The sequence below is a fragment of the Pseudomonas fluorescens genome (genome assembly GCF_902497625.1).
Classification (GTDB): domain Bacteria; phylum Pseudomonadota; class Gammaproteobacteria; order Pseudomonadales; family Pseudomonadaceae; genus Aquipseudomonas; species Aquipseudomonas fluorescens_BQ.
The window spans coordinates 137,940-162,186 of sequence record NZ_CABVGX010000002.1 but is presented as its reverse complement, the minus strand read 5'-3'; the positions used below and the strand labels follow the sequence as shown (position 1 = coordinate 162,186).

General features: G+C 61.6%; 17 protein-coding genes. 4 read left to right on the top strand and 13 right to left on the bottom strand.

The features are described 5' to 3' along the window. The 10 genes from F8N12_RS02095 to F8N12_RS02050 all read right to left on the bottom strand — a co-directional run bounded on the left by F8N12_RS02095 (window position 1) and on the right by F8N12_RS02050 (window position 16,227). Window positions 1-804: a hypothetical protein gene (locus tag F8N12_RS02095; RefSeq protein WP_150578943.1), complete on the bottom strand. Its 804-nt coding sequence runs from the start codon at window positions 802-804 to the stop codon at window positions 1-3. Beyond that, on the bottom strand, window positions 785-2,491 hold the full coding sequence (locus F8N12_RS02090; protein WP_150578942.1) for a GspE/PulE family protein: 1,707 nt from the start codon (window positions 2,489-2,491) through the stop codon (window positions 785-787). Before F8N12_RS02090 ends, F8N12_RS02095 begins: the two co-directional genes overlap by 20 nt. Window positions 2,492-2,573: 82 nt before the next feature. After that, window positions 2,574-3,107 (bottom strand): response regulator, encoded by a 534-nt coding sequence (locus F8N12_RS02085; protein ID WP_150578941.1) that lies wholly within the window; start codon window positions 3,105-3,107, stop codon window positions 2,574-2,576. A gap of 221 nt (window positions 3,108-3,328) precedes the next feature. Then, the gene (locus F8N12_RS02080; protein ID WP_150578940.1) at window positions 3,329-4,282 is read right to left on the bottom strand and encodes a peptidylprolyl isomerase; all 954 of its coding nucleotides are present in this window, start codon (window positions 4,280-4,282) and stop codon (window positions 3,329-3,331) included. A gap of 13 nt (window positions 4,283-4,295) precedes the next feature. Next, entirely contained in the window at window positions 4,296-5,846 is a 1,551-nt protein-coding gene (locus F8N12_RS02075) for an ABC transporter substrate-binding protein (RefSeq protein WP_150578939.1), read from the bottom strand. Between the two features lie 9 nt (window positions 5,847-5,855). Next, on the bottom strand, window positions 5,856-6,494 hold the full coding sequence (locus F8N12_RS02070) for an SCO family protein (protein ID WP_150578938.1): 639 nt from the start codon (window positions 6,492-6,494) through the stop codon (window positions 5,856-5,858). Further along, window positions 6,491-7,147 (bottom strand): SCO family protein, encoded by a 657-nt coding sequence (locus F8N12_RS02065; protein ID WP_150578937.1) that lies wholly within the window; start codon window positions 7,145-7,147, stop codon window positions 6,491-6,493. Before F8N12_RS02065 ends, F8N12_RS02070 begins: the two co-directional genes overlap by 4 nt. A 13-nt stretch (window positions 7,148-7,160) precedes the next feature. Next, window positions 7,161-9,125 carry a YncE family protein gene (locus F8N12_RS02060; RefSeq protein ID WP_150578936.1) on the bottom strand — a complete coding sequence of 655 codons (1,965 nt, stop codon included), beginning with the start codon at window positions 9,123-9,125 and terminating at the stop codon, window positions 7,161-7,163. Between the two features lie 162 nt (window positions 9,126-9,287). Next, window positions 9,288-15,119, bottom strand: coding sequence for a manganese-oxidizing multicopper oxidase MnxG (mnxG, locus tag F8N12_RS02055; RefSeq protein WP_150578935.1), 5,832 nt, complete (start codon window positions 15,117-15,119; stop codon window positions 9,288-9,290). 499 nt (window positions 15,120-15,618) lie between these two features. Continuing rightward, the gene (locus F8N12_RS02050; RefSeq protein ID WP_150578934.1) at window positions 15,619-16,227 is read right to left on the bottom strand and encodes a lytic transglycosylase domain-containing protein; all 609 of its coding nucleotides are present in this window, start codon (window positions 16,225-16,227) and stop codon (window positions 15,619-15,621) included. 195 nt (window positions 16,228-16,422) lie between these two features. Here F8N12_RS02050 and gspG point away from each other — a divergent pair, with 195 nt between their 5' ends. From gspG to F8N12_RS02035, 3 genes are all read left to right on the top strand, one after another. Then, window positions 16,423-16,857, top strand: a complete 435-nt coding sequence (gene gspG, locus F8N12_RS02045) for a type II secretion system major pseudopilin GspG (protein ID WP_150578933.1) — start codon at window positions 16,423-16,425, stop codon at window positions 16,855-16,857. Window positions 16,858-16,871: 14 nt separating this feature from the next. Beyond that, entirely contained in the window at window positions 16,872-18,059 is a 1,188-nt protein-coding gene (locus tag F8N12_RS02040) for a type II secretion system F family protein (protein WP_150578932.1), read from the top strand. Between the two features lie 213 nt (window positions 18,060-18,272). Beyond that, complete coding sequence (locus F8N12_RS02035; protein WP_224787659.1) at window positions 18,273-19,247, top strand: alpha/beta hydrolase; 975 nt, start codon at window positions 18,273-18,275, stop codon at window positions 19,245-19,247. 210 nt (window positions 19,248-19,457) lie between these two features. On the opposite strand, the gene F8N12_RS02030 is transcribed toward F8N12_RS02035, so the two are convergent. After that, window positions 19,458-19,796, bottom strand: a complete 339-nt coding sequence (locus F8N12_RS02030; RefSeq protein ID WP_150579033.1) for a hypothetical protein — start codon at window positions 19,794-19,796, stop codon at window positions 19,458-19,460. Between the two features lie 187 nt (window positions 19,797-19,983). On the opposite strand from F8N12_RS02030, the gene F8N12_RS02025 reads away from it, so the two are divergent. Beyond that, complete coding sequence (locus tag F8N12_RS02025) at window positions 19,984-20,220, top strand: hypothetical protein (protein ID WP_150578930.1); 237 nt, start codon at window positions 19,984-19,986, stop codon at window positions 20,218-20,220. On the opposite strand, the gene F8N12_RS02020 is transcribed toward F8N12_RS02025, so the two are convergent. Further along, window positions 20,217-20,945 carry a tRNA (adenine(22)-N(1))-methyltransferase gene (locus F8N12_RS02020; protein ID WP_318189645.1) on the bottom strand — a complete coding sequence of 243 codons (729 nt, stop codon included), beginning with the start codon at window positions 20,943-20,945 and terminating at the stop codon, window positions 20,217-20,219. The genes F8N12_RS02025 and F8N12_RS02020 overlap by 4 nt on opposite strands. Before the next feature lie 181 nt (window positions 20,946-21,126). Then, a complete protein-coding gene (locus F8N12_RS02015) occupies window positions 21,127-24,024 on the bottom strand; it encodes an EAL domain-containing protein (RefSeq protein ID WP_150578928.1) in 2,898 nt (965 codons plus the stop codon). Between the last annotated feature and the right edge of the window lie 223 nt (window positions 24,025-24,247).

The window sequence follows — 24,247 nt, the reverse complement described above, 5'->3', positions numbered from 1 at the left end:
TCAGGCCACCGCCCGGGACATCACGTACAGGCAATCGCGCACGTGGGTGCGGTCTTCTTCGAGGGTGCGCAACTGCACACCGGGCACGTCGGGCTGCACGTCGACACGTGCCGGCGCATGCAGGTAAAGGTTCAGCGGCCGCTCGCTGGTCGAGGCCTGCAACTGACTTTCGCGGCCGATCAGCGCGCTCAGGGCCACGTCGCTGTCACCCGTGCCCACCGAACGTACCGAGGCCCAGCGCCCTTCGCGAGCGACCAGCAGCACGCTGCGCACCGGCTCGGCGACTACGAACAGAAAGTCGCCAGTGTCGAAACTCTTGTCAAAGTGATTGAAGGCCGCCATCAGGTAGGGTTGCACCGAGCCCAGACGGACCTTGCGCGCGCTGGCGAGGCTGCGCAGACGCTCCAGCAACTCCTGCGGCAGCGCGGTGGCGATGCGGTCAAATCCCGCAGGCTCGGGCGACAGCACCACGCTCCAGGGCTGGGTGGGTACGCCATACAGGTCTTCGAAACACAGCGTGGCGAAACCGAGCAACTCGGCCGGGCTGCTGATCTGGTCGCTCCAGGGCACCAGGCAAAAACGCCCGAAATGCCCGGAAACCACCACGCTCAACTCCGCCCCGGGACACGTGTGCTCGGCGAGCAGGCGGTCGAGGGTTTCCAGCGCCACTGACCAGGCATGGAAACCTTCGTCGATGAAACCGACGCTGCCCAGCCACAGGGTTTCGCTGCCCTTGCGCTGGCCGAGACCGACGCCGCTGGCGCCGAGCACGGCGATAAAACGATCACGAGACAAAAGTGACACGATTGATCTCCTCGAGCGTAGTCCGCCCTGCCTGCACCAGTTCCAGCGCCGACTCGCGCAACAAGCGCAAGCCTCGTTTGCACGCGTGGGCCTTGATCTTCGAAATCGGTTGGCGCTCGACAATCATCTGCCGCAGTTCATCGTCCAGGTGCAGCAATTCGGCAATCGCCGTACGACCGCGATAGCCGGTGCCACGGCAATGGCCGCAACCCTTGCCATGCACGAACTGGTAGTGATCGACCTGGCGTGGATCGAGCCCCGACGCCTGCAATTCTTCATCGCTGGGGTTACCTGGCGTACTGCAGGTGGCGCAGACCAGGCGGATAAGCCGTTGCGCCAGCACCGCATTGAGCGCCGAGACCAGGCTGTACGGGTCGATTTCCATCTGGGTGAAACGGCCGATCACGTCGAACACGTTGTTGGCGTGAATCGTGGTGAACACCAGGTGGCCGGTGAGCGCCGATTGCACGGCGATCTGCGCGGTGTCTGGATCGCGAATCTCGCCGACCATGATCTTGTCCGGGTCATGGCGCAGGATCGAGCGCAGGCCGCGAGCGAACGTCAGGCCTTTTTTCTCGTTGACCGGAATCTGCAGCACGCCCGGCAACTGGTATTCGACCGGGTCTTCGATGGTGATGATCTTGTCCACACCGTGGTTGATCTCGGTGATCATCGCGTACAGCGTGGTGGTCTTGCCGCTGCCGGTCGGGCCGGTCACCAGCACCATGCCGTAGGGTTCGGCGGCGAGGCGGCGCAGTTGGCGCAAAGTTTCGTCTTCAAAGCCCAGCGCCTGCAGCTGCACGCCGCAGACCTTGTCCGCCAGGTCCTGTTTGTCGAGCACCCGCAGCACTGCGTCTTCACCAAAAATGCTGGGCATGATCGACACCCGAAAGTCGATCTGCCGCCCGCTGATGCCGATCTTGAAGCGACCGTCCTGGGGCACGCGCTTTTCACCGATGTCCAGCTCGGCCATGACCTTGACCCGCGACAGCACCTGTTCGGCGAACTCGCTGCCCTGAATCTTGCTGATGTTATTGAGCACGCCATCGATCCGGTATTTGATCACCAGACCGCTGCCGGTGGTGCCGAGGTGGATATCGCTGGCGTGCATTTTCAGCGCGTCGTACAGGGTCGAGTTGACCAGCTTGACGACGACGCTGGCGTCCTCACTGATGCTGGTCAGGGACAGGCTTTGCAGGTTGTCGATTTCGATATGGGCGCCGGCCTGGGTGTTGAGCGATTCCACCGCGTGGAAGCTTTCTTCGTGACGTGCCAGATAGGCTTTGAGGTCATCGGCATGCACCAGGTACAACGGCGCGCCGTGCAGGCAGTCATCGATCCAGGCGAGACGCCCGCTATCAAACGGGTCGGCAAATACGCCGATGACCGCGTCGTCGTGGCGCAGCAGGATGAATTCGCGTTTGAGGCATTGGGCCAGGGTGACCCGGTCGAACACCGGGGTGGCGCTGAACAGGGTGTCGGTGTCGAGCACCGGGTAATGCAGGGTTGCGCCCAGGCACTGGATGAACGGCATAGGCGCCAGTTCGCAAAGCACCCCGAGGGCTTCGAGCATGCGCTCGCCGGACGTGGCGGCACGGGCACGGGCCTGGGCCAATTGTTCGCTGGTAAAACGGGACGGTGTGCAGTCCAGCAGCGCCGGTTCTACGGCAAGGGATAGACGGTCCATGGCTTGCTCTCCAACGCCGGGGCTTGATGCCCTGTCGACGCGGCGAGCAATTACGGCGTGAGCCGAACCGCTTGTCGCGTCACTAATCCCCGGTGAGCAATTGTTCGTCGTCTGGTGCCATGGAAGTCGATGGAGTGCGTCGACGATCTGCCAGCACCCAACTGCCGTCGTACAACTGCAGCGGGAAACTCTCGGTCCTGCTCTGGCGTCGTTCGACGAAACCTGCGGATGAGCTCATGCCAGCTCTGGGTTCGCGCCTGATTCCCAGAAGATCACAAACTGCACGGGCCAATTCCGCCAATGGAAAGGGTTTGAACAGGATATGGCTGACACCCTTCTGGCGCGCCCGTTCGCAAACTTCTGCGGTCGGGTGCCCGGTGATCAGCACAAAATGACACTTCCCGTTCTGGCGGACGGCATCGAGCACCTCGAAACCTTCCCTATCAGGCAAGCGGTAATCGAACACCATCACATCAGGTGCAAAACGTTCGGCTAACCCGATTCCCGTCGCACCGTCATGTGCCATCCGGACGTCCAGACCTTGCGCTTCAAGGTAATCCTTGAGGTTTTGGGCAAGGAGTTGTTCGTCTTCAACAACCAGTACTTTGTTTACCAAGGTGGACTCCTTGAACCGCAGGTCCGAGAAACGAACCTGGCGGAGTGCGCGCCTTAATGAGGCTAACGCACACTTCATGCCAGGCTGAGCACCGGATCGATTACCGCTGCATATCGTTGAAATTCATGGGAAAGCCATTAGGTGCTGGCATTCCGCCCCCCAACATCGGGGAAGCGCACGGAGGGGGTCGAATGCTTTCCCCCACTATTGGGGGGGAAACTTCATTGATCGTCAATCCGTTCGATTCGATTGCTTGAGCGCAATCGGGCCAAGACCTGTTGCCGCACTTGAGACTGTTGCTGCCGGGCAAGAAACGCCCTGACTGTTTCCAGCCCCTGTTCTTCTGGGACATCGGCAGCCCGCAAGTGGTTCTCAAGAATAATCAGATGCCAGCCCACTGCCGTGCGCACGGGCTCACTGACGGCACCGGGGGTGAGCGCAAACGCGGCGGCGTCGAACTCCGGCAGCATGCGGCCGCGCGCGAAGTAGCCGAGATCACCGCCATTGCTGGCCGAGCTGTCTTCGGAACCGCTGCGAGCCACGCTCGCAAAGTCCGCACCCTGGCGGATTTTTTCCTGCATTTCTACCAGGCGCAGCCGCGCTGCTTCAACTGTCGCGGCATCGGCACCGGCCGGCACTTTGACGAGGATGTGGCGGGCTTGAATCTGCTCGGGCCGGCTCATCTCGGCGCGATGTTCGGCGAAGAACGCACGCACCTGCTGCTCATCCGGTGCGCTGCCCTTGGTCAACTCGGCGAACACTTGCTGCGCGGCGAGTTCGCGGCGGGTGTACTCGACAAATCCCGGCTCGTCAAAACCGGCATCGCTCAGGCGTTGGGCAAATTTGTCCGCGCCGCCGATGGCCTGACGGGTTTGCTCAACCTGGGCCTGCACCGTGGCATCGCTAATCACCACCCCGCGCTTGACGGCTTCCTGCCACAGCAATTCGCGGTCGATCAAAGTGTCGAGCGCGGCCCGGCGCAATTGCTTATACGCCTTGGGATTGCGGATGCTCGCGACGGCCCGACCCTGATCCTCGAGGAATTCAGCAAAGTAGCGCTCGAGGCGCATTTCGGAGATTTCCTCGCCATTGACCCGCGCAGCCACTGGGCCATTGCTGGCGAACGCGGCCGGCAGCCACATCGCAAACAGGATCAACACGCGGGTGATTTTCATGATCGACCTCCGCTCAAGGCATCGCGGCAATGGGTTTATAAGGGGCGACGCGGTAGAAGCGCTGGTCGGGCAGGTCCACGGTGACGATGTGCGCGCCACTGAGGCCGAGGCGTCGACCCGGGCCGAAGCTGATCAGCGGGGTCAGGCCGGTCTCGAAGTCATGCAGCCCTTCCAGGGCGTTGACCAGCTTCTCGCGGCTGGCGTCGCGCCCGGCCTGTTTCATGCCCTCGCTCAACAGCAGCATCGAGGTGTAGGCGCCGACTTGCAGCACGGCGTGCTCGCCGCCCAAACCTTGATGTTCGCGCAAACGGTTCAGGGCCGTGCGCCCGGCCAGGGTCCAGTCGCTGGGTACAAACGGGTAAGCGAGAAACACCCGTCGGGAAAATCCACTGGGCACCTGCATCAGGTCGCCCGCCACCTGGTTCGAGGCGGCAAACAAATACGGCACCTGCCCGGCGCTTTGCAAGCGTTCGGCAAGCTTGCTGAAGCCGCCGCTGCTGCCCAGGTAAAACACCGAGCGCGAGCCCAGTGGCAACTCGTCCTGCGCCGAGTCATAGGTTTGCACGCTGACGTTTTGCCAGGCGCGATCCTGCAAGTACTGAGCGAGGTTCTGTGCGGCCAGGCGCTGGGTCGCAACATTGGGATGGATGATCAAGGTTGGCCCTTGCAGTACGCGCAAGCGCTCGGCGGCGTAATCAGCGAGCGCGATCATCTGTTCGCGCAGGCCTGGCAGCAGTTCGAAGATCTGCCGGTTGCTTTGCGCGTTGCCTAGCAGCGACAGCGGGCCGATCAGTGGAATGCCAGCGCTCTCCAGTCGCTGTGCCAGGTCCGCGTTGAGTGCCGGTGCCAGCGGTGCGATCAGGGCAAACACCTGTTCCTGTTCGATCAAGCGTTGTAAGGCCTGTTCGGCGCTGGCGCGGTCCGGGCCCGGATCGACAATCGTCAAAAGCACTTGCCGGCCATGAAGGCCACCGGCCTCGTTGATGCGCGCGACGCTACCCTTGAGCACCGCTGCGACGGTGGCACCCTCCTCTGCCAACGGCCCCCGGCTCGGCAGCAAAGTACCCAGGTGCAGACTGTCCGCGGTCAACCCGGGATCACGATCATCAGCGATCCGTTTCAGGTAGGCGCTGAGGTTGCGCTGGTCGTTCATCGACAGGACGAACCGTGGCATCGCCGGGTCGAGCCGATGATCACCCGGATCCCGTCCCTCCTGAATCGCCCGCACCAGGCTGCTTTCAGAATACGCCGGGTAATCTCGGCCGTTGATTTGCTGCTGACCGTAGGTGCTGCTGAGTCGCGACCAACTGATGTCAGGCGGACGCACGCCTCCTTCGGGCCGCCCGAGGCCATCGGCGCCGTGGCAGTTGGCGCAGGGCAGACTGGTGGCGGGCAGCAGCATGTCTGCCGCACCGACCCGCGCCATGATCGGTTCACCGCTGGCTGACACGCCCTCCCGGTACAGCCGCTTGCCCGCGCTTTCGCTGGGGCTGAGGGGCAGCGCGTGCACGGTCAAACTGAGGCCGCCGAGCATTAACAGGCAAAGGACGAGGGAAGTTTTCATGGCCCCGGCTCAACGGCCAGCCACGGGCATTGCCAGCAGCTGCAAGCGCTGGGCAATGGCAGCGGCCGGGGCGTCGGGGCGAATCTTGCTCCAGCGTTTGTTGGCCACGTCACCGACGATCAGCTGTGTGGAGTGCTGTTCGGGGCTCGGTATGATCTGGCCGATGCGGCTCAATACAAGGTCCATGTGTGCCTTGTCACCGGTCAGAAAAAGCCAGTGGGGGCCATCGACGCCCTGCTTCAAGGTGTAAGCCTTGAGCACCGCCGGGGTGTCCCGCAGCGGATCACTGGTAAGGGAAATAAAAGTAATGCCGTCCGCCTTGTCGCCCAGGACTTCACGCACTTGCTTGAGCTTTTGAGTGATCAGCGGGCAGGCATCCGTGCAACTGGTGAAGATCACGTTCAACAGCACGATACGGTTCTGCAAGGCATCGCTGTAGAAGCGCAAGGTCTCGCCGTTCTGATCCTGTAGCGGCGTGTCAGTGAACCAGGTTTTTGCGTCACGGGTGCCGGCGGCCGGTTGCGCCGCCGTCGCGGCTTCTGCCGGTGGCTCTGTAGACGCGGCTGGCTGATGCCCTTCGTGGGAAAACGCCAGAAAGCTCATCACGCAAAAACACATGGTGAGGAAGATCAACGCGAGCGCTTTCATGGGTGATGCTCCATGGCAATGGCGGTGTGCGCGGCGTGGCTGTTGCGCAGGTTGCTGAGCTTTTCCACTTCACGGCTCAAAACCGCCGGGTCGGTAAAACCGTAATAGCGCGTCCAGTTGCGGCTGTTGCCGTCGCCGACCAGGATCAGCGGCTGATGACTTTTGAAGTCGCCACTGAAACTGCCCAGACCCTTGAGGGTTTCGTTGACCGATTGCGTGGTACCGGTCAGCCAGCTCCAGCCCGGACCGTTCTGAAATGCAGAGGCGTAGTCATTCAAACGGCCGGGGTCATCGCGCTGCGGATCGATGCTGATCGACACCAGCTGCACCTCGTTGCCGACCCGGGCGCCGAGCTGTTTCTGCACCTTGCCCATGATCGACGACACCACCGGGCAGACCGTGGTGCAACTGGTGTAAATGAAGCTCATCACGACGATTTTACCGCTCACCAGATCCTTCTCCAGACGCACCGCTTTGCCGCTCTGATCGAGCAGTGCGACATCGGCGAATTTCACCTCGGCGCTTTCGGAACTCGCGCTTTTGGCGGGCATGTCGTGCCCGGCGTGTTCGTCCGCCGAGTGCGCCAGGGCTTGACCGATGCCAGCGGCCAGGAGGCAGAAGGTGAGCAGTCCACGGTGTGCGGATCGGTTCATGTCGATTTCCTCTTCAGTGAACGTCGCCGGGCAGGACCCGAACGCTGGCAAAGTTCTTGTCATCGAAACTCGCGCCGAGCGACTCCGCTCGCACGTGCAGGTACCAGGCGCCGTTCTGGTCAAGGGTCACCGGGGCTTCGTAGATGCCGTTGCCGACTTCAATTGCGGCGACTTCCTGAGCCCGAGAAGTCGGCGCGCGGAAGTACCGCACCTGCACGTCCTTGACCCCGCTGCGGCGGGCTTTCTGCTGGCCCTGGACGATGCGAAAACGCACTACGTACGGGTTGCCTGTGGACGCAGTGTATTTGTCGAGCATGAACTCGACCTTCGGCAGACCGGCCAGTGGGCTGAGGTTTTTGTCTGCCTCCACCGAGGCGCTAAAGCAATGGATGATGTTCGGTTGATTGAGCAGAAACGCCACGTCGAAACGCCCGCCTGCCGGCAGTTTCACCCGCGCGCTGTAGACCCCCGGTTCCACCTCGCGCAAGCTGCGATCGATGACCAGCGCCGCCCGCGCCACTTGCCCGCGATTGGGGTAGCCGGACATCGGTGCGTTCATGCCTTCGGCGTAGAAGTACGTGGTGTTGTCCACCGGATTGACCACGAACACCGCGTTGTCATCGCGCGACACCGCCAGGCTCGACGCCAGCGGCAAGTCACCGGCCAGGCGTGGCGCCTGGGGTCCGGCTTCAAAACCCTGGCTGATCGGCGTACGGCCCTCGCCCAGCGACGACAGATTGATCATGGTGACCTTGGCCGAAGCCAGACCGCGTACGTAGGCATAGGCCTTGGTGAACACCACTTGATAGGGTTCGGCAGAGACGTCCAGTTGATGGATCAACGAGTCGGTGGCGGCGTCGATCACCGACGCCTGGTTCTCCAGGGTATTGAGGACGATGCCGAAACGTCCATCCGCGCTGAAGGCCATCGGGCCGAGGCCCTGATTGACGTTGATGACCTTGCGCACGGCATGGCTGGCAGTATCGACGACGGTCACGGTGCCGTCCTTGCCATCCGCCACGTACACCGCCTGGGAGAGCGGCGAATAGGCGACTGACAGCGGGTGCGAACCGGTCTTGAGTTGTTTGCTGATGGTGAGGGTCGCAATGTCGATAATGCTCAGGGTGCCGTCGTCGCGGTTGGTGACGAAGGCATGTCGGCTGTCCTTGCTGAAGGCGATTTCGTGGTGGCCGGGGCCGGTGGCGAGGGTTTTCAGGGGTTTGAGACTCTGTGCGTCGATCACGGTGACGCCAGATTCTTCGGCCTTCGCGGCATTGTTGCCAACCCACAGCAGGCGTTCGTCCGGTTGCAGCGCGACGCGGACCGGGTTGCTGCCGGCGCTGACCGAGTCGATCAATTTGAATTGCTGACTGTCGATCACCGCGACCTCGCCGGCGGTGGGCATCGAGATGAACACGCGTTTGTTGTCGCGCGGCGTGACCCAGTCCATCGGTGGTTGCTTGATCGCGATGCGCGCCATGGTGCTGGTGACGCCGCCCACCGAGACGGTCGGGTCCACTATCGAGACGCTGGCGTCGCGGTCCATCACCATCACAAAGTAGCTGTTGAGGTCCAGCAGTGGCCGTGCGCCGATGTTCGATTTGAGGAACACCCCGATACGCGATTTGCAGCTTTGCTCGCGGCCCTGGGCCTTGTCGGCGGCGACGGTTTCCGGGTCGAGCCAAGCGCCGGGAGCGACGCCGGAGAGTGGCTGGCCGGAGGTGCTGTCTTTAATGCGGAAACGCACGTCGGCGAATTCGCCTTCGCGCAGCACGCCGTCCTTCGCCAGGGAATGCATTTCGAGCGCGATGGAGACCCCGTCGCGGACCAAAGTCTGGTCGTTGGCGGTGACCGGCATTGCGGCGGGTGCAGTAGGTGCGAGCCTGGCCGGCGCGGTAGTCGTCTGCCCCACCGTCAGCCATATCAGTCCAAGCCCGGCCAGCAACGCGCCAGTGGTGAATTTGATGGTCCTGTTCATGATGTTTCTCCCCTCATCAATCTGCCATGGCGCGCCTCTGTGGGAGCGAGCCTGCTCGCGAAGAAATCACCTCGGTTTGCAGTGAGGCGAATTACGCTTTCGCGAGCAGGCTCGCTCCCACAAGGTGTGCGGCGTCTCCCGCCACACACTCAAGCTTCCTTTCTACGGAGCCGGGGCCGGCTCCGGTTCATTGGTCACCCGCAGCAAGCCCCACAACCCGGCGGTGTTGCCATAGGCCCCGTAATCACGGAACAGGTAGTCGCCCGGTATCGCATTGCTGCCCCCGGCGCTGGGGTGAATGAAGCTGAAGTGCGCCGCCGGTAGAATGCTTTCCCGCGCGCCGATGTACATCGACATCGGGTTATACCCAAAGCGCACCGAACCCACGCCTGGCGTACTCATCGGGTAGCCACCGGTATCGCTCTTCTCCGACTGGAACGGGTTGACCGACCAAACGTGACCATCGAGCTGGAAGGTCGAGCCGCGGCTGCCACCGGTTGGCAACAGGATGTGCGTGCGGAACGGTTGCCCCGGTTTCACATACAGCACCGGAGTCTGCGGATCGCCGCCGATCAGCGCATTGCTGTAAGCCATATGCGCGTTGGGCATGTCACCGTAACCGGCGCCATCGGCTCGGCCGAACGGCGCATCCGGCGCCAGGCCAAAGCGGAACCACATGGGTTCGGCCTTGTAGTTGATGGCCATGCTCGAGTTGTCCTGTGGATCGGTCGGAACACCGAAGCCCTCCGCAGCAATGCCTTCCACCGGCCGCCCATTGGCCCAGCGAATGTTCAACGCTTTCTGCCAGACCATCGCAAAGTCGCGGTAAGAGGTCTGTCCTGGAGCCGTGACGGTGGCGTTGGTCTTGCGCGCATCTTCCACCCATGTCGCGCCACTCGGCAGAATGCTCATCGCGCCACCCAGGCCTTTCTGCGGTTGTTTAATGACATCCGCCGGGGTGATATTGAGTCCGCCGAACTCCACCGCCGTGGCATTGATGTTGTCGACACTGCGCCCCAGCTGGGTCACCGGTTTGCCTTCGCGCTCCAGGTGCCCGGCGTAGTACTGGTAAGTACGGGTCGGGTACGCACCGCTGCTGCCGGCACGTGGCGGCACGGTCTGGGTCGGGTTGGCGCCGACGTTGACGCCGTCGGATTTGGTGATGTCATACGCCAGCAGTTGCGCGTGCAGGCCGACATGGCTGGATGGCCGCAGCAGGTTGTTGCTGAAGATGGTAGAACCCTGTCCACTGTTGCGATCACGCTTGACCAGGCCTTGCATCACTGCTGTCTGGGTCAGGTCGGGCATGATCAGCGGCAGACGGTTCTCCAGCGTGACGTTGATGCAGTCGCCGGCTGCCGCGCGCAGGACCAGCGGCTCTACCGGAACGCCCGGTTTCAGTTTGCCGGTGGCCGGATCGAGGTCCGATTTACGCACGTACAGGATCGCGGTCGGGTCATGCAGTGGGCCGCTCTGCCCGCCGATGGTGATGGTTTCGCCATCTTCAGGATCGGTCACGGTGACCTGTGGGATGTTCACCGGTCGCGAGTTGAACACCAGGGTGCCGCCCGCCGGATTCAACGGTCCACCCACATGTTGCCCAAGCCCGGCGGGATCGCCGATGGTCAGGTTCAACGGGTTGCGCAGGATGTCGTTGGCCAGCGCCGCAACCACTTCATAGTTACGTTGCACGGTCGGACGGGTGCCAATGCCGTTGGGATTGGCGCTGATTCGCGGGCAGGAACCATCGAACGCCACTGTGTTGCGCATCCCCGTTGGTTTCGGATTGTTCGGCACCGGGAAAAGGTCGTTGCGTTGGGCCGTGTAGTTGCGCATCACGCCCCAGATACCGTTCCAGTAACCTTCGATGGAAGCGTCCATGGAGTATAGGTAGTCCCCGGTGGTCGCGGCCGAGCTGGAGAGCATCGAAACGGGCGCGTTGAAGCCCATCTGTTCAGAGATGCCGACCATTTGCGAGGCCCGCCAGCCAGAGTTGGAACTGTTGCCGAACCCCGAACCGCTTTGCAGCCATTTCACGCCATGCAGGGTCACGTTGTGCTCTTCTTCGTGCCCGCCCGCATGCACCCTCAGGCGCACATTGTCACCGGTATAGGTACGCAACATCGGAGTGAACGGATCTCCCGGTTCCGCGCCACCACGGTTGATGTGAGGCGGGAACAGGGTCGTGCCGCCGGTCGGCCCGGTCGCTGCAGTGACCAGGTTAGGTGCCAGGTTCATCGCCGGGATCGCACGGTCGGTACGGCTTTGCATGGCGTACGCGAGGTCGCCGCCGAGGCCGTCGGCCTGCATGCCGCGCTTGCCATCCGGGCCCACCTTGTTCGGGTCGTACACCCGCAGTGCCAGCGGTTCGTTGCGGTAGTTGACGACGAACATGCCAGGGTCATCGACCGAAATCGCTTGTGGGCATGGTCGGGTCGGGCAACCCGGCACCATACCGCCCTGCACTTCAATGATGCCGTCCAACAGAGTGCTCGCGTTATTGCGCACCGGTGGGTTGATGGCGTAGCGGAAGGTATCCGCAGTGGCCGGGAATGCTTGCGGATTGGGCACACCATTCGGCCCGGCGCCGACGTACACACCGGCTTCATAGGCGTGCTGGAAATCGCTGTATTCGAGGAAGAACTCACGGAAGCTGTCGTTCTTGCCGTCACCGTCCAAATCACCGGTAGTGATGACTGCTTGCCATGACGTCGGCCCGCCATCCTGCCGCCCACCGCTGTACAACTGCTCGCCGGTTTCGGCGTGGAACCAGCTGGAACCGGCGGGTTCAGCCAATACGGTGGCGTACAGGCCAATCTGCTGGTGCGTCGATGGGCCGAGGTGGTCGTGGGTGAAGATGGTGCCCAGGCCACGGTCGACGCCTTTGATGTTTATCACCGGATCGACGAACCAACGTTGCATGGCCGTCCGCGCCCCTACCCAGTCGGCGCGGCCGAACTGACCGAAGTACGGATGGTTTTTCGCTTTCGGACAGGCTGGAGTGCCGTCACGCGGGTCGGCGCCTTGGCACTGGTTGAACTCGCGAATGGCGTGGATGCGTTCCTGCACTGCGCCGGGTGAAAGCACGCCGTCTTCATAGTTCCAGCCGTTGGCCGAGCCATCGGCAGCGGTCAGGTCCCATTTCGGCAAGTGAATGTGCTGACCGATCACATCAGTCGGTGTGCGCACCTGATAGTCATCCATCTCATAGATGGCGGGCACCAGGTTGGTTTGCTGGTATTGCACGCAGTCGAAGGTGTTCATGCGCATCACCAGCGGCTCTGGCGGACGCTGCTTGGTGATCACCGGCCAGGCGTCTTCCCACAGGGCGAGAATGCGCGCTTGCGGGAAGTGGTAACCGACTTTGTTGTACACGGCGTCAAACTGGATATTGGCCGCCTTGTAGACCCGTGGACGATCCGCAGTGAACGTCGAGCTGCCCACGAACGACATGCCGTCGGCGCGCTCGCCACTGGCAAACTCACCGGTGCCGGCGCTGCTGGTCAGGCGTTTTTGACGGTCATCCATGCACGGTTCGTAGTACGGAGCACCGGCCATCGGCAGTGCGCCGTTGGTGCGGAAGTTGCGCGCCACGATTTGATTGCCGGGCAATACCGCAAAGCTCGGATGGTCTTTTTTGGCATGGAACGCCATGGCCGCCTGTTCGACCTCAGTGCCTTCCTCAGGCATGTAAATGGGTTTGGCGCGGGTCACTTCCTTGGAGAAATCCAGCGACGTGGTGACGGTGAGAGCCTCGCCACCGGCGGAATAACCGTCCAGGGTATGACGCCCCAGGCCGCCATCCCAACCACCGGACTGCGCCGGGTCAAGGTTGGCCCACAGCGCTTTACCGCTGGCCTTCAAGGCCTGCGCGGTAGCGGCATCGAGCATGTCCAGAGGCGGCGTTGGTGGGCGCTGGCCGACCGAACTTTCCATGCCGCCAATCCAGAATGGATAGCCAGGGTTTTTCAGGGTGCCATCGGCACTACGGTTGGCTTCGCTGCGATCCACCAGCGCCAGAGACCCGATGGCCTGCGCAACGCCAGCCTGATGTTCGCCGTCCTCACCGTCATCGTCGTCGCCGTCATCACCGGCCACCAGGGTCTCGCCAATTTTCGGCACGATGGCGACTTTGCCAGGCATGGGTGCCATCGCTTTGCCCGGCAGAGGCACGACGGCAGGAATGGGCGTGCCCGCGACGATTTCGCCGTCCGGCAAGGCCCGGGCGCCAGCAGCCGGTTTGCCGCTGCGCAGGGCGAACGGCTCGCTGTGGAAACCATCGCTGCCTTGTTGCGACACTTCCAGTTTTGTCCCTTCCTCAAACACGTCGTGAACGCGCCACATGGACCACATGCCTTGGGCAAAATGCGGGTAGAAATGGCAGTGATAGATTGCATCACCCGCCACCCGGTTGCGATTGCCTGACCCACCGTTGGCGATTTCATAGGTGTAGCCGGCACCCGGCCCGATGCCTTGTGCGTCGACATAGTCCGAGTTGTCGTCATTGGGGTTGAACAACCACTGGTGACCATGCAGGTGGAAGATATGTTGTTCGTGGCCGTTGTGGGTGTTGCGGAATTTGACGAAATCCCCAATGTAACTGTGGTTGACGTTGGAGGGCTCGGACGGGTAAAGCGCCATGGTTGCCTTGACGCCAATCTGGTCGGCACTCGGCGTTTCGCCCGGGCGAATGTTCTCCAGGCCGCTGTTGGCCGGTACATCCACCAGCATTGCCACGTCACCGACGGTGTGGGAGCTGAGGAAGAATTCCTCGTAGGCACACGACAGGCAGTCGTGCATCGGCCCGACGCCCAAGCGGTTCGCGATCACCTCGGCGCCCATGCCACCGGACCCATAGTTGATCATGAACGAGTCGCGGGTCGGCTCCAGCACGTGGGCCATGACCGGGTCTGCCCAATACGCGGGGAACGCCTGGGTCGCGGCAGTTTCATCCTGGAACTGCGAAGCGAAATCGCGGAACGGTTCCAGCCGATTAGGTAACGCAGGGTTGCGCTTGCCGACCGATTCCAGCGGATAGGTCGACGCCGGGAAACTGCCGTCGGCGTTGCTGCCCATCACGATCGCATCGCTCTCGCTGGAGATGATTTCATTGCCGTCGACCATATTGATGATTGGTGTGCCGGCCTTGCCCTCACGAACCCACGGTTCGCGCTGAGGATAGCGCGCCTGATAATCGACGATCGGATGACCCGCAGGTGTGCGGCCACTGCTGGCCAGGCGCATTTCCTCTTCCGTGACGGTGTTGCGATAGGTGCGGCCGCCTTTGGGCACGACCACCACTTCGGCGAACAATCCATTGGCCACGTTCCCGGCATCACCTTCGCCGCCGAAGGTTGCGCCACGGCTGCTGGCGGCGAACGCGCCTTCGCGCTCGGCGTACAAGGTGTACGAGCGGCTGGCACCGGGGGCGATCAGGGTATTGGCGTTGCGTCCGGTGAATGACGCGATATCGTCAATGCTGTTGACCGCTTGCATGCCGTTGACCTGGAAGCCGACATGGCGGTCCCGGACCTGCTCATCGACCTTGAACTCGTCAACCGCGCCGACTTCCACTTCACCTTCGATTTCTCCTTCCTCTTCTTCCTCACCCCCCTCGTCCGATGAGTTGGGATTGGCCTGATAGGCCAGCAGGTTTTGCAGATTGACCGTCAGACAGTCACCAGCAGCAACCCGTAACACCAGCGGGCGCGGACGCTTGTCCGGCCGCAATGACACTTTACCCGGCACCGCCGCGCCGCCCTGGGCCAGCGACTTGTCGTGGTCGTCGACCACGTCGCGGCGCAGGGCAAACATCATGCCGTTGGCGTTCTGCGCCCCCAAGCGGTTGAACATCAGTGGCTGGTCCAGCGCCACGACGTTGGCGACCAGGTTGCGCTCACAGCGCAGGGCTGCTTCGGCCTGACTGATGCCGAGCATCGAGGTCACCAACAGCAGCAGGTGGAACAAAGACTGAGCGTTGGATTTGCCGGTCATGATGACGGACCTCGCAGTGGGTGCTCATGGGAATGGTTCACGACAATGTCGCTGGAGCAATCGGCATGCCATAAAAAAAAGTGTGGTTACTCAGCAAGTTGCGAACCGATTTTGATGACCCGGGGAATATTCCCCACCCAATCCCCCCATTCCGGGCGCATCCTGTCCAACGTGCTCTGTAACGCTGGTGAACGCTGCCCCCATCCCCGTAGCAGCTGTCGAGCTTGCGAGGCTGCGTCCATTCCCGTAGCAGCTCGCCCATCTCCGTAGCAGCTGTCGAGCTTGCGAGGCTGCGCCCACCTCCGTAGCAGCTGTCGAGCTTGCGAGGCTGCGCCCACCTCCGTAGCAGCTGTCGAGCTTGCGAGGCTGCGTCCATTCCCGTAGCAGTTGTCGAGCTTGCGAGGCTGCGTCCGGCTCGGGCCGCGTGCAACATTTGCATTGAGCCAAGCGCCGGGCGGGAATGCAGGCGTGCGTTCCCCACATTCGGGGCACCCCCCGATCACAGCGGCGCATCCACCGCCAGGCCTTGCAAACGCCGGTATTGGCGCAGCACATTCGGCACATAACGCTGTGTTTCGGCGAACGGCGGGATGACGCCGCCGCGGCTCAGCACCGCTTGCGGCCCGGCGTTGTAGGCGGCCACGGCGAGGCTGATATCGTTGTCGAACAGGGTCATCAGGCGCTTCAGATAACGCGCCCCACCCTGTATGTTCGCCTTGGGGTCGTAGACATCTTTGACCCCCAGCTCGCGGGCGGTGTCGGGCATCAATTGCATCAAGCCGCCGGCGCCTTTGGGTGAGGTCGCGCCAGTGTCGTAACTGGACTCGGTCTGGATCACCGCGTGCAATAACGCGGCAGGTAATTGATTGGCCGTGGCGGCCGCTGACACCAGTTCGGCATAGGGCTGCGCGGCAATCATCTGCGGTTGCCGATCGAGCCCGACCAGCGCTGATTCGGGCTCGCGGATCACCCGTTCATAGGTGCGGCCGGGACGGTGGACATTGGACAGCACGTAGCTGCCCTTGGCGTCCACGGAAACGAACACATCGGCCTGAGCGATGCCGGTCAGCAGCAGACAACCAAGCAGTCCGGTGGTGAGTGTTTTCATTGTTGTGCCTCCCCTGACCGCCCCCGAAAAATGGGGCTTATGCCCCAATGGACGGTCGTGGATCAGCCATACGCAAGCACTGTGCCGCATCCGCAAAGCCCGTAACTCAGGGGCTTGAGGAAGATGTCGAAACCTGAGCATGGCAATTGCATAGGCCCTCTCAGCGACCCTTCTGCCTAACTGTGTGAGGTCATCATGAATCAGCGTCTGAGTTGTGCTGCGCGTCGGCAACGCGGGTTTACCTTGCTCGAACTGTTGGTGGTGCTGGTGGTGCTGGGGCTGTTGGCCGGCATCGTCGCGCCGAAGTATTTCGCTCAACTCGGCCGCTCGGAAGTGAAGGTGGCCAAGGCGCAAATCGAAGGCTTGAGCAAAGCGCTGGATCTGTATCGCCTGGAAGTCGGCCATTACCCCTCGACCGAACAGGGTTTGCAGGCGCTGGTCACCGCCCCCAGCGATGAAACCCGCTGGACGGGCCCGTACTTGCAGAAAAAACTCCCGCAAGATCCTTGGGGTCGTGACTACGCCTACCGCCACCCCGGCGAAAACGGCGAGTACGACCTGTTGTCGATGGGCAAGGACGGCCAGCCCGGCGGTGAAGGCGAGAACGCTGAAGTGACCAGCTGGCAATAACGGGAGTGTCGAGCATGCGCTTTCATCTCAAAGCCGTGGGCAAAGCCGGCGTGGTTTCGCTGACGGTCGATGCACCCGGGCACAGTGAGGCCCGGCGCATCGTCGAGGATCAGGGTTTGCGCGTGGTCAGCCTGCACGTCGAGCGGCACTGGCGGGCGCTGCGGTTGCGCAAGAAGGAAACCTTCAACCTCGTGCTGTTCAGCCAGGAACTGACTACGTTGCTCAACGCCGGCCTGCCACTGATTGACGCGTTGGAGAGCCTGGCGGAAAAGGAAAGCGCGCCTCAGGCGCGCAAGACGCTGAGCGAATTGGTACGACTGCTTTATGAAGGCAAGTCATTCTCCCAAGCGCTTGGGCAGTTGTCCGCGGTGTTCCCGCCGCTGTACGTCGCACTGGTGCAATCCAGCGAAAAAACCGGCGCTATCGGCGACGCGCTGGGCCGTTACGTCAGTTACCGCCAGCGCATGGACGAGGTACGGCAGCGCATCGTCAGCGCCTCGATTTATCCGTTGCTGTTACTCGTGGTTGGCGGTGGTGTGGTGCTGTTCTTGATGGGTTACGTGGTGCCGCGTTTCAGTCTGGTGTTTGAAGGGCTGGGTTCGAACCTGCCGTGGTTGTCACAGATCCTGATGAGTTGCGGCATGTTCCTGCATGCGCATCAGGGTGAATTTTTCGCCACACTGGTGACGATCATCGTCGGCCTCGCCTTCCTCCAGCGCCAACCGGCCTTCCGCCGTGGCGTCGACCGTCTCATCGAAAAACTCCCGGCGGTGCACCAACGCATTTTCATGTACGAGCTCGCCCGCTTCTACCGCTCACTGGGGATCCTGCTGCAAGGCGGTATCCCGCTCGTCACCGCCATGGGTATGGTCCGCAATCTGCTCACCGTCGGCTCGCGCGTGCGCCTCGATCAGGCTTGTGAACGTGTGCGCGAAGGACAATCCCTGTCGGCCGCCCTCGAACTCAACCACCTCGTCACCCCCGTCTCCCTGCGCCTGCTGCGCGCCGGCGAACAGTCGGGCAACCTTGGGCAAATGATGGAACGCAGCGCCGACTTCTACGACGAAGAAATCAGCCGCTGGATCGAATGGTTTGTGCGCCTGTTCGAGCCGTTGCTGATGACGTTTATCGGTTTGTTGATTGGGGTGATCGTGATTTTGATGTACATCCCGATCTTTGAGCTGGCGTCGAGCATTCAGTGAAGGCCGACGCTGTACGGCGAGACTCGCCCGCGAAGACAGCGTGCCGGTAGCAGACGCTTTGAACCCCAACACCCGTCAAACAGGCATAATACTTTCCAATAGGGTGGGTTCTCCGGGCGTCTCGGTGATAGGTTGGCGTCGGGGCCGGCGCATGAGCGCGAGACAGATCGCGACGCGCCTGAGTGCCCCTCAGCCCAACCAGAGCGTGCCGAATTGGATAGCAAAACCTCAGTGACATTTGATGCGCATGAGTTAGCGCAGGTGCGACGATTCAACAAAACGCTCGCCTGGTTGCCGCGGTTCCGCATCCGCAACCGCTTCACTCCCCGGTTCATTCAAGGGCTGTTGCGCCTGGGCCAGATCGGCGGCGCAGGCAAATTGGCCCGGGTGGGCCTTGAAGCTGAAACACGGCTGGTCGACATTGATGGGGTGGCTGTTCGTTTGCGCATCATAAGGCCGAAAGGACCGCCCGAAGGCGTCGTGCTGGACTTCCACGGGGGCGGATGGGTGATCGGCAACGCACAGATGAATGATGCCTTCAACGCGGGCATGGTCAACGCGTGCAATGTGGCAACGGTATCGGTGGATTATCGGCTGGCAGTGACCACGCCGATCGAGGGCCTGATGAGCGATTGCCTGGTCGCCGCCCGATGGCTTTTAAGTGACGGCTGCGAAGAATTTGCCGGCCTGCCGGTGATCGTCGTCGGTGAATCCGCTGGCGGGCATCTGGCCGCTGCCACCCTGCTGACGCTCAGGGCGTGGCCGGACTTGCTTCAGCGGGTGAAGGGCGCGGTGCTCTATTACGGCGTCTACGACCTGACCGGATCACCCAGCGTGCGTGCCGCAGGTGCCGACACCCTCGTACTGGACGGCCCCGGCATGGTCGAGGCCTTGCGCATGCTTACCCCGGATTCGAGCGACGAGCAACGTCGGCAACCGCCGCTGTCGCCGCTGTATGGCGACTTCGACGGCCTGCCTCCAGCGCTGCTGTATGCAGGCGAACTTGACCCGTTGCGCGACGACACACTCGACCTCGCCGAACGCTGGAAGTCGTCTGCGCAGGTGGATGTGCATCTACTACCGGCGTGCCCGCACGGGTTTATCCACTTTCCGACGGCGGCGGCCGACAAGGTGCTCGCGCACAGTCGGGAGTGGGTCAGTGAGCGAATTCATGCTCTGAGTCGGTGACGGTGACGACCGGTTCCATCCCTACTTAAATGCGCAGCGTCCAGGTGCTCAGATCTCAATCGGCCTGCAGGGAAGTGTCCAAACGCAAATCCGCGTCTTTCGGCCTCAAAGCCGACAGGTAAAAAAAACCCCGCAACCCAATCAGGGGCGGGGTGAAATTTGGCTGGTTGCGGCCAACCAAAGGAGCTCGGTCAAATGATCAATGGCCGGTCAGATGCATTCCTCGGCGGCACGTTGAAAACTGGAAGGAAGAAAATTCGAGGCCAGCAGATGCCGCTCGTAAATAAACACATGGCCGCCGCTTCCAGACTTGTAGGCTTCCAGCACATTGTCCGCCGAGATTTTGCTCGGCACTACAATTCGATAGCTACGCTGGGATTGCGACACGGTCGGGTTCAACGCACGGTCCTGCAGCTTGGGCACTACGCATTCGGCGTATTGAGCGGGTGTCTTGTGAGTCTGCAGAGTCAGGGTCGGGTCATTCGGCGCAGAAGCACAGCCGGCAATCAGCGTCACAACTGCCAATACAGGCACACATAACAAACGCATTGGTTTCATCCTGCAAAGAAGGTTTCGACTCAAAGCTTGAGTCGCCTGTTCGATGGAGGTGATTTTCCGGTTATTACCGACAAAGCAGAACTTGTGTTTGGTAATGGTCACTATTATCTCTAACGATAGTTGCGCTGCGCACCGGCGACTGCGCACTCCATCACAAAAGACAAACGAGGATCCCTCCTTGAGAACGTTTGACCTGATCCGCGACGCTGTCCTGCCCGAATTTCGCGAGCGGGTTGCCGAGTACCTGACTCAATACGAAGACGTGTTGCTGAGCGAACACAGCCCTGACCCTGAGCTGGCTCGAGCAACCGCCAATCAGTTGCGTGGCTATCTGCGTGGTTTGAATACCATGCGAGTGTTGGGCATGGCTGATTGGGAGGAACTTGATCGGCGTGTGGTGAACACGTGGCTCTAGCAATGCCCGTGCAGGACTGAATGGTCGATGGTGCCCAGCAGCTCACTGATCCACCGGACTTCCTGAGAGAGTTCCTGCACCTTCTCTTCGGGTATCGCCTGCCGCGCGCGGCCCAAATGGATCAGGGTTTTCTGTTTCTCGCGCAATCGGCGTTGCCACTTGTCGAGGAACACTGCGCTGCGTGCCTGCATCTGCAAGGGTCCGAAGTACAACTGCTCAGGGCTGTAATCCACGGTCCCGAGGTATTCAGCGACGATGATCTCGTAATCGAAACGATTTTCCCGCAACAGTTCCTCACAGAGGATGCGGTAACCGTTGTCCATCAACCAATGGCGCAAGGGTGGTTCGCCGCCGTTGGGCTGCAGGATCAGGCGTTCGCGCCCGCTGAGGCGCGCCTTGCCGCTCTCCAGCAGGTCGCGAATGGTTTCGCCACCCATGCCACAAACGGTGATGGCGGTAATCCCGTCGCCCGGCTCGATTGCCGCCAGACCATCGGCCAGCCTAACGCTGATTTGCTGGGTGAGACCGTTGTCGCGCACCGTGCGTTCGGCCGCGTGGAAAGGCGTCAAAGCCACCTCCCCCGCCACCGCCGCGGCGATGACGCCCCGGCGCATTAACGCCACCGGCAAATAACCATGATCCGAGCCGATATCGGCCAGCCGCGCACCGGCAGGCACATGCGCCGCCACCCGTTCCAGGCGCAATGACAATGTGTGTTGGTTCAACGGTATGTCCTTTTGACGTGGTGCGTAGGGCGACAGCACAGGCGGGCTATGGTCCATGGAGCTTGAGCCGGATTCAACTGGTGAATGATTTTTCGACTGACCCACGCCATCGCTGGCAAGCCAGCTCCTGCAATTTCACGGCGGACATGATTTCTGCGTACCTGCACAGAACCCTCTGGGCTCAGCGAGTCAGCAACGACGTCGCCAGGAGCGCCTGCAACCCCATCGGCTTGGCGAAGTAATAACCCTGAGCCTGCCCGGCGCCCATTTCGCGCAGCAAAATCAGCGTCTCTTCGTCTTCAACGCCCTCGGCCACCACACTCAGGTCCAGCGATTCGGCCATGCGCACAATCGCCCGCACGATTGCGCGGCTGCGGGCGCTGGTGGTCAGTTCGAAGATGAAGGACTTGTCGATTTTCAAGCCGCTGAAGCGGTATTGGTGCACATAGCTGAGGGAAGAGAAACCTGCGCCGAAATCATCGAGCACCACCGACATGCCGTTGTCAGCCAATTGCTGCATGGTCAGCCGGGCCATCGCCGGTTCGGCAACCAGCGCGCCTTCAGTCAACTCCAGGCAGATCCGCGCTGGCGCGACATCATGCCGGGCCAGCAGGGCCAGCACGTCACTGGCGAAATCCGCACGGGTCATGCTGTAGCTGGAGCAATTGACGTGCACCGGCGGCCAGTCGGCGTGTTCGGGCAGGGCCAGAATTTCGGCAATGCTGTTGAGCATGTACAGATCCAGCCGACCGATCAGCCGCAAACCCTCGACATCCGGCAAAAACTCACCCGGTGCGATTACCCGGCCACCCGGTTGATGCCAACGGATCAACGCTTCCAGGGCGAGCAATTCACCGCTGTCTACGCTGACAATCGGCTGGAAATACGGCAGCAGTTCGTCAGTGCGTTTCAGCGCGTTGCGCAACGCCCCCTCTCGCTCGACCTGATCGGACACCTCGCGGCGCACTTCCTGATTGAACACTGCGTAACTGTCGCGCCCGGCACTCTTGACCCGATACATGGCAGCATCGGCGTCGCGCAGTAAATCGGCTGGTTCGTCATGGAATTGACTATCGGCACCCACAATACCGATGCTGCAGGACGAAAACACTTCGTGGCCATTGATAAGGAACGGCAGATCGAAGGCGACCAGAATCCGCTCGGCAATCTCGACCACCGACTCCAGTGGCGCCGCCGGTGCGAGCACGGCAAACTCGTCGCCGCCAAGGCGTGCGAGCATGTCGGTTTCGCGCAGACAACCGCGCAAACGATGTGCCGCCTGCCGCAACAGCAGGTCGCCAAAATGATGGCCAAGGCTGTCATTAACCATCTTGAAGCGGTCAAGGTCGATGAACATCACTGCCAGATGCCCGCCGTCGCTGCCGAACTGCGCCCAGGCCAGATCAAGGCGTTGTTGCAAGTAGGTGCGATTGGGCAATCCGGTCAGCGCATCGTGAAAGTTTTCGTGCTGCAGCCGTGCATTGACGTGATCGAGTTCACGGGTTCGGCTCTGCACTCGCGCCTCAAGCTTGAGGTTGGCGGCGTGAATCGCTTCGGCAGCCGTGCGCCGGGACAACGCGGTGTCGATATGACGCGACACGAACGTCAGCAATTCCTGGTCACGCAACGTGTAGCGCACCTGCGAGGTATAGCTTTGTACCGCCAGAACGCCACGCACGGCATCGTCTTCGAACAGCGGGATGCCCAGCCATGAATAGGATCGGACGTGCTCGTCGGCCAGCTGGATTTCTCCGAGTGCAGACAACCGCTCAGCCTCGGCAACATCGATCAGGCAAGGCCGACGCTGACGGATGATGTACTCGGTCAGGCCTCGACGGCCACGCCGCGCGGCCGGGCAAGTGGTCAGACGCTCATCGACGTAATAAGGAAAGGTCACCTCCCCGGTCGCTTCGTCGAACAGCGCGATGTAGAAGTTTTGCGCGAACAACAACTCGCCGACGATGCCATGCAGGGTCCGAAACAGTTCGGTCATGTCGCCTGGCTGACTGGACAGTTCGGCGATCTGAAACAGCGTGCTCTGCAAATGTTCGGCGCGCTGGCGGTCGGCGACTTCCTGGCGCAGGGCGTCGTTGAGTGCCGACAACTCGAGGGTGCGGCGCAGCACCGTTGCTTCCAGGTCGGCACGGTGCAGGATACGGTCGAGCGCCATGGCAACGTGGCGCGCCACCACCAGAAAAAGCGCGCGGTCTTCGGCGCTGTAGGTGCGGGAAACGTCGTAAACCTGCATCGCCAGCATGCCGAACACATCGTCCGAGGCATTCTTCAACGGCGCGCCCATCCAGAACTCGGGACGGTCACCCACGCAGTGAAAACGTCCTTCGTCCTGTGCCGCGCAGATGCCCGCCGCGTCGATCAGCAAAGGCTGGCCGGTAGTCAGCACTTGCGCGGTCAGCGACAGATGCGTCGGGTCAAGGTATTCGTAATGTTCGGACTCCACGGCGTCAACGTCGATGATGTCGACGTAATACGGATAATCGATCTTGCCGGTGTGCGGGTCGTACAGCGCGAGGTAGAAGTTCTCGGCATCGATCAGGCTGGCCAGCAGCCGATGAACGCCGACCAGAAACACAGAGCGATCGCGGGTCGAACTGGCCAGGTAGGTGATTTCATAAAGCACACGCTGGGTGATTTGCGCGCGGGCCAGGGTGTTGGTCTGCACCTGAATGCCCAGGCGCTGGGCAAACCCGGCGAGCGCCGGTTCCGCTGCATCGTCGAGGGGGGCGAGTAGCCAGCCCAGCACGGTTTCGCCAGTGCCAGTCGGCCAGCGATGCAATGAGCGGGACTGGCAAAAACCTTCAAACGCTTCATTGGTGATGCTGGACGGCCACTGCATGCGCGGATCGCCCTGCCCCATCAAATGCATTTGTTCACCGGCGCGATACACCACCCATGCGGTGGTGTGGACCCAGTTTCGTGCCGAGTCCAGCAGGAGTTCAACCGTTTCTTCGTTGCCAGCGTAAGCCATGCCGACCCTGCCCAGATTCCCTTTCGCTTGAGATGCAGCAACCTCGCAATCGTTCGATCGCGGCGCTGAGTCCGTCAATGGACAAACACTCATCAACGCTCCCGGAGCCAGAGACTGGCGATGCTATTTTATGATTTGCCAGCAGAGTGCCAGTGAACATCCCGTTTAAAGCTTATGGGAGTTTTTTTCAATGGGTTTTTTTTGATTTATGGGTAAGTGTGACAAGTTTCGAGGGTGTTAGTCATTTACGGCGTCGCAGATAGCGACGCGGAGCGTCCCGGGAAACGTTCCCACGCGGAGCTAGGGAACGATCATT